This window comes from Kitasatospora sp. UYEF31 (genome assembly GCF_057291755.1).
Map to the genome: position 1 here is coordinate 101,334 of NZ_JBXAWK010000005.1, position 12,265 is coordinate 113,598.

A 12,265-nucleotide genomic window follows, 5' to 3' on the forward strand; every position below is an offset into this window, starting at 1 on the left:
GGGGCGTGCCGGGCGTCGCGAGCCCGGCCTGGATTTTCAGTGGCCTGCTAGCTGAACGCGGACAGGCAGTTCGTCGTGGTGGCGTGGGCCGGGTCGAGGGCGTTGGCGGCCTCATGCCAGCCGATGCGGTCGGTCAGGCCGATCGCCACGTGCTCGGAGATGTCGACGGCACACAGGTCCTGGAGCTTGACGTTGCGCACGTTGGAGCCGGACAGGAACTGCGAGGTGTAAGGGGTCACGACCTCGTCGTACTTGGTCGCGATCACCGTGTAGCGCACGCCGGGGACGGTGTCACCGCCCTCGTTGAGGCGGCGCTGGAACTCCGATCCGGCAATCTGGTCCGCCAGGCCCGGAGTGACACCGTGGATGGCCTCGGCCGCGCCCGGGAAGTAGGGCAGAAGCTTGGTCAGACCGAGCAGTGTGGTGCCGTGGTTGTCCGGTGCCAGGCCGACCAGCGCGTTCACCTTCGCCGCACCACCGAAGAATTTCAGGTAGTAACGCGGCATCATGCCGCCCTGGGAGTGGCCGACCATATCGACCTTGGCGGCTCCGGTGCTCGCCAGCACCCGGTCGGTGAAGCCGGACAACTGCTGGGCCGAGTCGGCGATCGGGCCGAGACCGTTGAAGAACGGAACGCCGGGCAACTGGCCGTAGTCGAGGGAGAAGACGCAGTAGCCGCGCTGCACCAGGTACGGGGCGAAGCCCAGCCAGTTGTCGATCGAGTTGCCGAAGGTGCCGTGCACAAGCACGACGGGGCGGGGATGGGCGGCCGACGGTTTGCAGGAGTAGTTGTTCCACCCGCTGCTCGGGGCTGCTGCGATTTGGGCAGCGGCGTTGGTGTTGGCATTGGCCACAGTCGGCGTCGCGATCACCGCCACCGTCAGCGCGAGAGCGGCGAGCATTCGTCTCCAGGACAGCTTCATATGATCTCCTCGCAGGTCAGTCGATTTACACCGGAACGGCCTGTGCTGCGGATCACGAGCTTGTTGCGCGCACATCAAAGTACGGGTGAGTAACAAAGCTTGCCAGCCACAGAGCGGTAAAGAATTCGCTGATCGGAGTCGGAACCCTCGCGGCACCCGGTGGGCGGAACTGCCCGCAGAGGATCGCGCCACCCCCGTCCGTGCCTCCCCACCTCCACGTCCCTCCAGTGACCGCCGCTCACCTCCGACCGACTCCCGTAGGTCACCGGTGATCGAAAAAGCCCTCACCCGGACAAGGAACGCATCAGGTTCCCTGTTTTGCGGTAGCGAACTCCAGGCGACTGGTTTCCGGACCCAAAAGGAGCAGACCGATGGCCAAGGTTTTTGCCGAAATGACGATGTCTCTGGACGGCTTCATCGCCGACCCGTCCGACGGGGTTGACCACCTCTTCGACTGGTACGACAACGGCGACGTCGAAACTCCCACGGCCCGGCCCGACATGACCTTCCGTACGTCCGAAGCGAGCGCGCGACACTTGCGCGAGACCCTCGCCAACATCTGCGCGATCGTCTCGGGCCGCCGGATGTTCGACCTCACCGATGGCTGGGGCGGCAACCACCCGCTGGGCGCGCCGGTCCTGGTCGTTGACCCACGATGTGCCCGCCGGCTGGCCGCGCGACGATGCGCCTTTCACTTTTGTCAGCGACGGAGTCGAAAGCGCGGTAGCCCAGGCGAAAGCCATCGCGGGCGACGGCTGGATCGGCGTCGGCGGGGCGGACATCGCGCAGCAGTGCCTGAACGCGGGCCTGCTCGATGAAGTACGGGTGAATCTGGTGCCGGTGCTGCTGGGCGACGGAATCCGCTTCTTCGACAGCTTGAAGGGAACACCGATCGAGCTGCGTGATCCGACGGTCATCGAGGGAGTCGGGGTTACGCATCTGTACTACCGGGTTCGCTAAACGGTTGGAGGCGGCGCGCCGCATGTCGAATGAAACGAGGGAAGTACCGGTTTCGCCGCATCACCCAGGTGTCCAGGCGGCCATGGTCATTGTCCCGATCGCGGAACCTGTCCACCTCCCGCCACGGCAGACCGTGCAGCAGCTGATCGTCCACCAACGGATCAAGGCGATGGAGATCACGAATAGCCGGAAAAGAATGATCGAAATGGAAAAAGCGGAGTCAGTTAAGCAAAGAATACGTAAGCTGAAATGCCTAATATTCGACCAAATCTGCCCAGGACATCGCCGGCAGATGTGGCGATTTGAGTATCACTGTCCCTCTTTTGCCGTTTTGTGTTGTGAAAACTCACCATTGACCATCGGTAATGGCAGAGATACCTTCGATTCACTCCGAGCGGCACTTCACCTCAGTGGATCTGCTGCGTCCGGACGGCTTAATCAAGTGCACTTACGAATTCCTTCACACGATTGGAATTTCAGTGTCTCTGAACAAGCTTGGCCGCGCTGCCGTCGCGGTCGGTTCCGCCGCTCTGATTCTCGCCGGAACCGCGTCGTACGCCACAGCCGCCCCCGTTTCCTCCAGCCAGAACGCCCCGGGCTTCCTGCGTGGCGCGAACGGAGAAATGCCCAAGGCGTGGGGAGTTGTCGAGATTCCCCTCAACGGCTCGGTGTCCGCGCGGACCGTCAAGAGCGTGGGTGGCGGCACCTGGAACTACGGCAGCGGGCCGTCCGGCGCCCTCAAAGGCTGCTGGTCCAACTACGTCCACCCGTCGAAGTACCACTCCTCAACGACCATTATGGGCTCGGTGAACGACAAGCACTACGCAAACGCAAATAGCTGGTCGTACAGCGGGGCCAACGGCGGATGGGCCTACTCGTGCAGTGCCTACTGGGCCACCTACTAGGCGTTCAATCCACACGGGTTCATGACGGACCGCGCAGTGCGGCGTTCTTGAACAAATGACTGTGCAGTCCGCCGGAAGGCCGACCGGAGGATCCGTCCTCCGGCCGGCCTTCCGGCGGGCCTGTGACGCGAGCTGTGCGTTCCCTGCCATGCCCGCGCGGCCAGCACGCTGAACTGCGACTTCATGCAATGTCCGAACCGGAACGCCAGGGGTTGGTAGAGTAAATTTCAGGGTTTCCGAAAACTTTTGATTCACTTCCGCCGAAAATCGGAGAGGAATCCTGTGCGCACCTCGCCCCCTTCATTTCGTCAAGCCCAGGTGCTCGTCGCGGCACTGACGACTGGTGTAATACTCGGGATCTCCGGACCATTTCTTCGTGATTCCGACGGTCCGGTCGGCCATGTGGCGCATCTCCTCCTGAGTTCCGGATGGCTGTGGGCCGCCTTGGCGTTCATTGTAGGTCTCACGCAGACCATCAAAATGAGGTCGGCCGCCCTGGCAGCTGCTTCTTTGATCGTGACTGTGATCTCCTACTATCTGTCACAACTGGCGATGGGCGATTTCCAGGAATCGAACTTGAACGACCCATCCGGGAAATCTACACACACCTCCTGGGCTGCTTTTTTCTCCATGACAGTCGCCTGGTCTCTGGCCGCGTGCATCTTCGGCTCTCTTTTGGGTTTGGCCGGAACCTTGGGCAGGAACCACGGACTTCGCGGCCTTCCGTTCCGGTTGGCGATTCCGCTGGTAGCCGTCGTTGACGCAACAGAAAAGCTAAAGAACGTACCTCCACTGCAGGAATCTATTATTACCGCGACGTGGGTGTCCGTCCGTATTATCGCAATCGCCGCCATCGTCGTCCTGACTGGACATGCGGCGATCTCCCTCAGTCGCGAATCAGCGAGGATTAAATCCTCTTCCTCGGACACTGCGGACTGAGTCTATTTATTTCCTCCTGATTCGACCAGGCCGGCCTGGGAATTGCGCAACAGAGTCCAGGGCGGTTTCAAAGTCCGGATGATCAAGTAGATGTGCTGGTCACAACGTGATGACGGTGTGCGGGCCGGCCGTCAGAGGACGGCCGGAAGCTGGGTGAGCCGGCTGCTGGCAGCGGACGCACGCCTCAGCCCAGGGCGAGGTGGCGTCGATCCGCGACCACCGGCGGCGCCCGTGCCGCCGGGGCGACGATGCTCTCCAGCCTTGAGGAGGGCCCCGGCGGACAGCGTTACCGTACGGCCGATGTTGAAGGGCACCGGTGGATGTTCATGCAGGCGGGCTGAAAAGCGCACCCGTTTTGTCAAGTATTGAGTAGGAGGTTCCCAGTCGCCTGAGGGCTAATTGCGATGTCGGACGGCGACCCCGCCGAGTTCCTTCGAGCACGCCGATCCCGAACGGACCGGTGCCCCCAACAACCCGACAGAAGTTCACTTTTCCGCCGAAGACCAGGCGCCACTACTGTGCGCGCTTGATCAACTAATTGCGCTCGCAGCAGCCGCCCGTTTCCTTCCCACACCGGCGGTTCGCTGTGCCCTGCGCACCCCCGGCGGCGAAGACGAGGTAGTGCTGTGAGCAACCCCTTTGACCAGCAGGCCCCCGCACCCCGGCGTAGACACCGGGTACCCGAGTGACTGGTGAAGGTCGGATTCCTGTCACTGTTCATCGTGTTCGCGACTGTGGTCGTCCTGGCAAAAGACTGGCTTTCCCCGGACGACACCGCCAAGGCCAGTCGCGGCGGCTGTCTCAGCTCCCTGCGCAAGACAGAGCGCAATCAATTCCTGGGCGTCGGCTCCTGTGACGGCCAGCGCGCCCGGTGGCGGGTCGTGGAGAAGTTCGACGACACACACGATGCGAACAAGTGCGGCAGCGTCCCCAGGGAGCAGGGTGTGCTTGCCAGTTACTACTGGGGCGGCACCTTCGACGGTGTCCTGTGCCTGACGATCACGTCGAAGGCGACTCTTGAGGACATCAACAGAATGAAATCCGGCAGGGGAGACATGGATGAGGCGGGGTTCCTGGCGCTGAAGCAGAATCTGGTCGCGGACGGGGTCGAAATCCGCTGATCAGCTCGGCGGGAACCGACCGGTGGCCCGCTCGCGTGCCTGCGGACCGTACGCGACCCTCTGATTTCTAAGTTAGGTAAGGCTAAGCTATCTTTCGGTGACTCAGGAACCCCGCCCGCCGGGCCGGCCGAACAGGAGCACCGTGACCGATGTAGTGGCGACCGACCTGCTGAAGACCGCGATCCGCGAGCACATCACCGCGCGGCGGGCCGACCTGCTCCATCTCAGCCGGCGCATCCACGCGCATCCCGAGACCGCCTTCGAGGAGCACCGGGCCGCGGCTTGGTGCGCCGAGATCCTTGCGGCGCGGGGATTCGCGGTGACCGCTCCGGCGCACGGTCTCGACACCGCGGTCCGCGCGACCATCGGCAGCGGGCCGGTCACGGTTGCGATCGTGTGTGAGTACGACGCGCTGCCCGGACTCGGGCACGCGTGCGGGCACAACCTCATCGCGGCGGCCGGGATCGGGGCGGCGCTCGGGCTGGCCGCGTTCGCCGGTGAACTCGGGCTGACCGTGCTGGTCCTGGGTACCCCCGCGGAGGAGCGGGGTGCCGGGAAGGCGTTGCTGCTCGCGGACGGAGCGTTCGACGGGGTGGACGCGGCGATGATGGTGCATCCGTGCCCGTTCGAGATGTCTGACTTCACGTCGTTCGCGCTCGGAACCCTGTCCGTCACCTATACCGGTAAGGCCGCACATCCGAGTCTCAATCCGCACGAGGGCCGCAACGCGGCTGATGCGTTGACGGTCGCGCAGGTCGCGCTCGGCCTGCTGCGGCAGCAACTCCCGCCGCAGTGGAAGGTGCACGGTGTGACGACCGGCGCGGGCACGTCGCCGAATGTCATCCCGGATCGCGCCACGGCGGAGTACGAGATCCGCGCGTTGGCCGCCGAGGACTTGGTCGAGCTGCGGGAACGCGTTGAAGCGTGCTTCCTGGCGGGTGCTGTGGCGACTGGTTGCGAGGTGGCACTCGTCCGCCCCGAGCCTGACTATCTCGACTTCCGTGGCGACCCGGGGCTGGTGGCGCTGTGGGAGGCGAACGCGCGTACGCTCGGCCGCCCCGCGCCGGTGCGACGGGGCCCGTTCGCGTGTACGGACATGGGGAACGTGTCGCACGTCGTGCCGTCGATCCATCCGGTCCTGGACATCAGCGGCGGCGCGTGCGGGCCGCACGAAGCGGCGTTCGCGGACGCGGCGGTCGGGCCACTGGCCGAACAGGCCGTGATCGACGGCGCGGTGGGGATGGCGTGGACGGCGGCGGACTTCGCGGCCGGAGCGGTGCGGTGACCCGTACGACAGGTTAGATCTTGAGTGGAGTGTCACGGATTTCCGCAAAATCCCGCTCAAGGTCCAGGATCGTCGGATGGTGCGCGCGACGGGGTTCACCGGTCGCGGTGGGTCTGTCGGGCGAAGACTCCAGAAAGCGGAACCCACCGCGGATACCAGCGACCCACCAGGTCCCAGCCCATCTCGGCGCTCCGAATAGCGCCGTCCACCGGTTGACGCGGCGCGGACGTCGCACGCGGTTCCGGTCACACCAGCGCCAGGCCCTTATCCGCCGGCTGATCCGCACCTTCTGAAATAAGGGTGTCCGTCGGCTCCGCACCGTCCGGTGCCAAGGTTTTCGATTCCGGTACGGGGCACCCACGACCCCGGTCCGACTGACTCACCACCAGCAAAAGGGAGAGGACACCCCCGTGCCGTACGCCAAGACCGCCGACGGAGTCCATATCGCCTACCAGACGCAGGGCGACGGTGCCCCGCTCATCCTGCTCGCGGGTCAGGCGAACAATCACCACTGGTGGGATCACGTCCGCAAGGACTTCCACGTCTCCCACCGCACCATCACGCTCGACTACCGGGGCCTCGGCGCGAGTGACAAACCCGACGAGCCGTACAGCACTGAAGGGTTCGCTGAGGATGTGATCGCGGTACTGGACGATCTCGGCATCGACCAAACCGACGTCTACGGGACATCCATGGGCGGACGCATCGCCCAGTGGCTCGCGGCCCGTCACCCGCAGCGGGTTCGCGGCCTGGTGCTCGGCTGCACCTCACCCGGGGTCGGCACGGTATCGAACGTGGCAACGCTGTGCGCAGGTCGCTGGCCCAGACAGAGCCGGCCGCTGCCAGGCGGGCCCTGCTCGAATTGATGTACACCCCGGCATGGTTGGCGGTACATGCCGGTCCGTACAACACAATCGGCGACCGTGACATGTCCGCCCAGGTCCAGCGTCGGCACCTGGCTGCCAGCCAAGGAGGATTTCACCACAACCCGGCCATCGGAACTCAGGCGGTAGAGCACGGCGTCATGACCGAAGAACCAGCCGAATGCGCCGGATGGCACATCAAGGCTCACCACGGACCGGTCTCCACAGCGCACGAGGCAACGATCGGGGCCAAGTGCCGTGAACACCGTTCGGTGATCGGCAGCCGTTTCACCTTCACGATCATGTACGGAGTTCAGCAGGCAGGCTTCTGCTGTAGCAACCACTTAACGCAGCCCCGATCAGCGGTGAGGAACGCCTGAAGCCGGCCGCCGGTGGTGGGCACGCCGGAGCTGGACGATCGCATTAGTTCTTCCGTACGGCCCGGATCTCTTCGGTGGCCTCCGCAAAAGCAGTGGCGGCTTGCGCGAAGTATTCCAGAAGCACGGCGAGTTCGTCGGGTGAGCGGCTCTGGATGAGGTCGGCGATCCGGTGGTCAGCCCGGTGCGCACTGACAACTGGCCGGAGGTCATCGGCCCGTTCAATTCCAGCGCGTTGAGCGCGTACAGGGCAGTGGCACCAAGGTGATGCGCCCCAAAACCGTGCTGGGGTTCCACAACCTGTGCCTGGTAGAAGCCATCGGTGACGAAGATGGGCACCTGGGCGATCTGGCAAGCGACGGTTCAATCCGCTGCTGGTCCAGCTACACCGATCTTCGCGCGGCAAGGAAAGTGTGTGGCCCTTCAGCCGATCGCCTGCACCGGATACCGAATGATGGTCTTCATCTTCTCCGGCTCCGTACGATTCGGGTTCGACAGATAAATCTCATGGTGCCGACCGGCCACCGCGAGACCTTCGGCCTTCAGGAATTCGCGCAACCTTTCAATCGTGGCGAGTTCGGTGTCGCACGGTCCGACATGCAGGATCTGGGCGCTCCGTCCTTCACCGAAGGTCTCCAGCCGTACGCGGTCAACCGGCAGGCCCGGATTCTTCTTGCCCGCAGTGGTAAGAGCGTCATCGACCACACCAGTGTCGGCGTGCGGAGGCTGGAGCAGCATCATCGTCCAGTTCCACCGCGCGCGGTCGGTGCCGTAGGTGAAACCGTGGTCCGCGGCCGTCCACCAGAGGCCCTGCATCGGCGGTACGGAGAACTCCACGATTTCGGTCTTCTTCAAGGTGGCACGGACCGTGTACGCCACGGTGTGCAGCGCCTCGACCGCTTCCCGGTAGGCCTCCTCGGCGGGGTCTCCCGTACCGTCGATCATGAGGAACGGCAGCTCGGGCTCTTCGACCAGGGCCGGCGCCACCGTGGCGGTGAAGAGTTGCTTATTGGTCTTCTTGAGGTCCATCTTGAGGCTGCTCATGAAGCTCCTCAGCTGTCTCGGCCAAAGGCACGCCGCCATCGGCAGGGATTCGGGGCTGACCCGCCCCGGGCGGGCAAGTCTTCCCCATCCTTGACGGCCGTGTCTTGTGCACCGGCCAAAACTGAACACCGCTGACGGCCCGGCTTCCCGCGCCCGGCCTCTTGTGCCCGGCTTCCCGCGCCCGGCCTCTTGTGCCCGGCTTCCCGCGCCCGGCCTCTTGTGCCCGGCTTCCCGCGTCCGGCCTCTTGTGAGGGCCAGGCCGTGCTGCGTCTGCAGGAGGTAGGCGATCCCGCCCTGCCCGACTGGTTGTTGACGCGGCTGACCGCCTCGCAGTCGCGGCCCAGGTCGGCGGGGTCGATGGGCAGGTAAGGGACGGCCCACGACGCATCACAATCCCGTACGCCCGACTCAGCCGCGCGGTTCGCGCGGTGGGCCGGGCCCTTGCGGACATCGCGATGCTGGACGCCGCGCTTGAGTGCCGCCGTAAGGCCGCTGACGGAAACGACGACGCAGCATTCGTCGACGCGGACATCGCCCTGCACGGGGCCGTGGTCGCCGCCGCGCACACTCCCGTACTCGCTGATCGTTTCGCCAAGTTCGCGCCCGTGCTGCGGCAGGGGCCCATCGACCTGGTCGAGTTGCTGGGATTGCGTACGGAGGACCCCCGGCACGGCGACGAGTCGCACGCGACGCTCGTGGAGGCGGTGCGGCGGGGCGACGCCGACGCGACGGCCCGGATCCTGACCGCGGAAACCAAGGGAACCTTGGTGCGACTGCAAAAACCGTGAACTCCCGCTGTCAGACCAGCCGGTGCATCCCCACCGACGCCGGGGCAGTCTCGACGAATCCGAACTTCTCGTAGAGGAACTTGGCGTCACCGTCGGCGATGAGCGAGACGTACGCGCCGGCCGGGGCCCGGCGTTCAAGCTCCGCGGTGAGCTCCGTCATGATCCGCCTGCCGAGGCCCCGGCCCTGGTGCTCCGGGAGGACGCAGATGTCCACGACCTGGAAGAAGCAGCCGCCGTCGCCGATGACGCGACCCATGCCGACCGTTTCATCACCGTGGTGGACGGTGACGCCGAACCAGCTGTTCGGCAGCCCGATGGCGGCGGCCTCGACCGGCTTGGCCCCCAGACCGGCGGCCCCGCGCAGGTGGCGGTAAGTGTCGACGGACGGGATGGCCGCGCGGACCGCGTAGTTGTTCTGCTCCATGCCGGGCACCCTAACTGCCAGCTCCGACACAGCTGCTGCTTAGTGGTCGAGCGAGTGGTGCCCGGCCGCAAGGTGCCCCCGTTCAGGCAGCACGCCGCGGCAGCGCCCGCAGCTCACTCATGAACTGCGCGGTCCTGGCCCGACGGGCCCATGCCAGCAGGGCGAACGGGACCATGAGGATCACCGGGGTGGCCAGGTTCTCACTGTCGAGGAAGACCAGCTGGGTGATGAATACACCGACCATCAGCCCGATGAACGCGACCGAGGCGACGCCGACGAGTCGCGGGATCAACAGCGCGATGGCACCGGCAAGTTCGAGGGCGCCGGTGAAGTACATGAACCAGTCGCCGTACCCGATCTTGTCGAAGACCTCCACGGCCGACGGGTGGGCGATGAGTTTGGCGTAGGCGCTGAACCCGAAGAACAGCGCCAGTACGGTCTGGACTACGCGCAGGGTGATCTCAAGCCGACGCCCGGGGACCTGCTGGGCGGGGCGGCCGGCGGTGGGTGCGGTGAGCTGGGTCATCCGGGTCTCCTTGTGCGGGGTTTCCTGCTTTCAAGGAGGTGGACCGGCATGGGCGGTGGAACTCATCGGTCCGGCGGGAACTTCTTTTGAACCTCTGCGAAACCGCCCGCTCCGCGGCCCACTGGGCGGTTGTGTCGGTGCCGGGCCCTAAATTTATGATTCGCTCCACGGCGGTCCGCGCCGATGGTCTACGGGGGGTCGCCATGGGTGATTCGACAGTGACGTTCGCGCCAGACGAGCTGGAACAGCGCCTTGAGCAGCACCGCATCGAACTGACCGGCTACTGCTATCGCATGCTCGGTTCACTGTTCGAGGCCGAGGACGCCGTACAGGAGACCATGATCCGCGCGTGGCGCAGCCACAACCGCTTCGAAGGCCGGTCCTCGTGGCGCACGTGGCTGTACCGGATCGCGAACAACGTGTGCCTCGACGCGCTGAAGGGCACCAACCGCCGGGCCCGCCCGATGGACCTGACCAGCGCGGCGACTGCGTCCTCGCCGCTCACCCCGGAGCTGCCCGAGGTCACCTGGATCGGTCCTGTGCCCGACGGCCGGGTGCTGCCGGAGACGAGTGACCCAGCGGAAGTGGCCGTCGGGCGGGAGTCCGTACGGCTCGCGCTGATATCCGCGCTACAGCGCCTGGCGCCGAAGCAGCGGGCGGTGCTGATCCTGCGTGAGGTGCTCGGCTGGAAGGCCGACGAGGTCGCGGAGCTGCTTGAGACTTCGGTGCCCTCGGTCAACAGCGCGTTGCAGCGGGCGCGTTCGACGCTCGCCGCAAGTGAGGGTGCCGGGAAGCCGCTGGACGAGGAGCACCGCGCGCTCCTCGCCCGTTACGTCAGCGCCTTCGAGGCGTACGACATGGACTCCCTCGCCGCGTTGCTGCACGAGGACGCGACGCTGTCGATGCCGCCGTACGACCTGTGGTTCCGGGGCCATGCCGACATCCGCGCCTGGATGCTCGGGGTGGGAGTCGGCTGCCGCGGTTCGCGGCTGGTCGCGACGATGGCCAACGGCTGCCCGGCCTTCGGTCAGTACCGCCCGAGTCCCGACGGCGGCCACGAGCCGTGGGCGTTGCAGGTCCTGGAGATTTCAGACGGCCGGATCGCCGGGCTGAACTCCTTCCTCGACACTGCCTCGCTGTTCCCGGTGTTCGGCCTGCCCGCGCGGATCAACGGGTAGTCCCACGGTTTCGGCCAGGCCGGTGACGGTGAGGAGGCCGTCGAGCCGGCGGCCTACGCCGCGCAGGTGAATACGGTGTCCGGCACGGCGTGCGGTGAGCTGAAGCCGGGCCAGGACCTCGATGGTGTCCGCGTCGGGTGCGGTGACCGCGCTGACGTCGATGAGTACGGCGCCGCCTGGGGGTAGTGCGCTCAGTCGACCGCAGAGTCGCGGCACGTCGGCGCGGGTGAGCGGCGGGGTCAGGGTGAGTACGGGTGTTCGCCTTGCTTGGGGCAGCAGTTGTCCGTCGGTCATGGTCGGCCTTTCGAGTTTGTGGTGCTCATCAGGGGTAGACCGGGCCGGCGCGCTGAACTCATCGGTCCGGGCGAGGATCGCCTGCCGGTCACTGTCGGAAAAAGTTCTTCCCGCAGGACCGCTGAGTTCCAGGCGGCACCCTCGGCGGAGTCGCCGACAGGCGACCTGTAGCGCCGCTGCGCCAACTGAACAGACCGGAGAGATGTGGTGGTCATCCGTAGGTTTTGACCACCACATCTCTCCGGTCTATGCAGTTGGTCCGTTCTCTTCGGGTAGCCCTGCCGAGCACAGCCCCGGATGTTCACGATGCCGGCTGGGACGGATCAACAGGCACCATCCAGCGCAGGCGACCGAAGGGAGTACCAGCCGCGCGGCGACTGACCGCTGCAAGGACTGCGTCAACACGCTTGGGCTGTAGTGCCGACCGCACCCGTCATCCCGGCGCCTCAACTCCCGTCGACGGACACGTCGCCATCGCCCTGGAATGCCGCCGTCCCCGCACGGACCGGATCGCCGCCCTTGCCAGGCGGCTGGACGAAAGCCGGATCCACGAGGACCACGAAGCATGGGTACCGGTGAACGCTCCGGACGGCCCCGGGGTGTTGGTGTGGTGCAACTCGGACTGAGCCATGTTGGTC

14 protein-coding genes and 1 pseudogene are annotated in these 12,265 nt (G+C 65.6%); 9 read left to right on the forward strand and 6 right to left on the reverse strand.

Annotated elements, in window-relative coordinates; translation table 11 throughout:
• Positions 1–47 precede the first annotated feature (47 nt).
• A complete protein-coding gene (locus AC0Z36_RS04100; RefSeq protein WP_485461268.1) occupies positions 48–923 on the reverse strand; it encodes an esterase/lipase family protein in 876 nt (291 codons plus the stop codon).
• Positions 924–1,568: 645 nt separating this feature from the next.
• Here AC0Z36_RS04100 and AC0Z36_RS04105 point away from each other — a divergent pair.
• The 6 genes and pseudogenes from AC0Z36_RS04105 to AC0Z36_RS04130 form a co-directional block, all read left to right on the forward strand.
• Positions 1,569–1,883: a dihydrofolate reductase family protein gene (locus tag AC0Z36_RS04105; protein ID WP_485461269.1), complete on the forward strand. Its 315-nt coding sequence runs from the start codon at positions 1,569–1,571 to the stop codon at positions 1,881–1,883.
• A gap of 479 nt (positions 1,884–2,362) precedes the next feature.
• Positions 2,363–2,788: a lactococcin 972 family bacteriocin gene (locus AC0Z36_RS04110; RefSeq protein WP_485461270.1), complete on the forward strand. Its 426-nt coding sequence runs from the start codon at positions 2,363–2,365 to the stop codon at positions 2,786–2,788.
• 282 nt (positions 2,789–3,070) lie between these two features.
• A complete protein-coding gene (locus tag AC0Z36_RS04115; RefSeq protein WP_485461271.1) occupies positions 3,071–3,727 on the forward strand; it encodes a DUF6518 family protein in 657 nt (218 codons plus the stop codon).
• 692 nt (positions 3,728–4,419) lie between these two features.
• Positions 4,420–4,848 carry an LppU/SCO3897 family protein gene (locus AC0Z36_RS04120; RefSeq protein ID WP_485461272.1) on the forward strand — a complete coding sequence of 143 codons (429 nt, stop codon included), beginning with the start codon at positions 4,420–4,422 and terminating at the stop codon, positions 4,846–4,848.
• Between the two features lie 154 nt (positions 4,849–5,002).
• Complete coding sequence (locus AC0Z36_RS04125) at positions 5,003–6,133, forward strand: amidohydrolase (protein WP_485461327.1); 1,131 nt, start codon at positions 5,003–5,005, stop codon at positions 6,131–6,133.
• A gap of 410 nt (positions 6,134–6,543) precedes the next feature.
• Positions 6,544–7,100, forward strand: a pseudogene (locus AC0Z36_RS04130) (alpha/beta fold hydrolase); the annotation flags it as partial.
• Positions 7,101–7,796: 696 nt separating this feature from the next.
• Here the strand turns inward: AC0Z36_RS04130 and AC0Z36_RS04135 are convergent.
• Complete coding sequence (locus AC0Z36_RS04135; RefSeq protein ID WP_485461273.1) at positions 7,797–8,417, reverse strand: GyrI-like domain-containing protein; 621 nt, start codon at positions 8,415–8,417, stop codon at positions 7,797–7,799.
• Positions 8,418–8,425: 8 nt separating this feature from the next.
• The gene (locus AC0Z36_RS04140) at positions 8,426–8,959 is read right to left on the reverse strand and encodes a hypothetical protein (protein WP_485461274.1); all 534 of its coding nucleotides are present in this window, start codon (positions 8,957–8,959) and stop codon (positions 8,426–8,428) included.
• Here AC0Z36_RS04140 and AC0Z36_RS04145 point away from each other — a divergent pair.
• Positions 8,846–9,205 (forward strand): FCD domain-containing protein, encoded by a 360-nt coding sequence (locus AC0Z36_RS04145; protein ID WP_485461275.1) that lies wholly within the window; start codon positions 8,846–8,848, stop codon positions 9,203–9,205. The two genes, AC0Z36_RS04140 and AC0Z36_RS04145, sit on opposite strands and share 114 nt — an antisense overlap.
• Positions 9,206–9,215: 10 nt before the next feature.
• Here the strand turns inward: AC0Z36_RS04145 and AC0Z36_RS04150 are convergent, their stop codons facing one another.
• Positions 9,216–9,629, reverse strand: coding sequence for a GNAT family N-acetyltransferase (locus AC0Z36_RS04150; RefSeq protein ID WP_485461276.1), 414 nt, complete (start codon positions 9,627–9,629; stop codon positions 9,216–9,218).
• An 82-nt stretch (positions 9,630–9,711) separates the two neighbouring features.
• Positions 9,712–10,155 carry a DoxX family protein gene (locus tag AC0Z36_RS04155; protein WP_485461277.1) on the reverse strand — a complete coding sequence of 148 codons (444 nt, stop codon included), beginning with the start codon at positions 10,153–10,155 and terminating at the stop codon, positions 9,712–9,714.
• 203 nt (positions 10,156–10,358) lie between these two features.
• On the opposite strand from AC0Z36_RS04155, the gene AC0Z36_RS04160 reads away from it, so the two are divergent.
• Positions 10,359–11,333 carry a sigma-70 family RNA polymerase sigma factor gene (locus tag AC0Z36_RS04160; RefSeq protein ID WP_485461278.1) on the forward strand — a complete coding sequence of 325 codons (975 nt, stop codon included), beginning with the start codon at positions 10,359–10,361 and terminating at the stop codon, positions 11,331–11,333.
• Here AC0Z36_RS04160 and AC0Z36_RS04165 read toward each other — a convergent pair.
• A complete protein-coding gene (locus AC0Z36_RS04165; protein ID WP_485461279.1) occupies positions 11,244–11,627 on the reverse strand; it encodes an STAS domain-containing protein in 384 nt (127 codons plus the stop codon). The genes AC0Z36_RS04160 and AC0Z36_RS04165 overlap by 90 nt on opposite strands.
• A gap of 248 nt (positions 11,628–11,875) precedes the next feature.
• Between AC0Z36_RS04165 and AC0Z36_RS04170 the strand changes: the two genes are divergently transcribed.
• The gene (locus tag AC0Z36_RS04170) at positions 11,876–12,253 is read left to right on the forward strand and encodes a DUF6210 family protein (RefSeq protein WP_485461280.1); all 378 of its coding nucleotides are present in this window, start codon (positions 11,876–11,878) and stop codon (positions 12,251–12,253) included.
• The last annotated feature ends 12 nt before the right edge of the window (positions 12,254–12,265 follow it).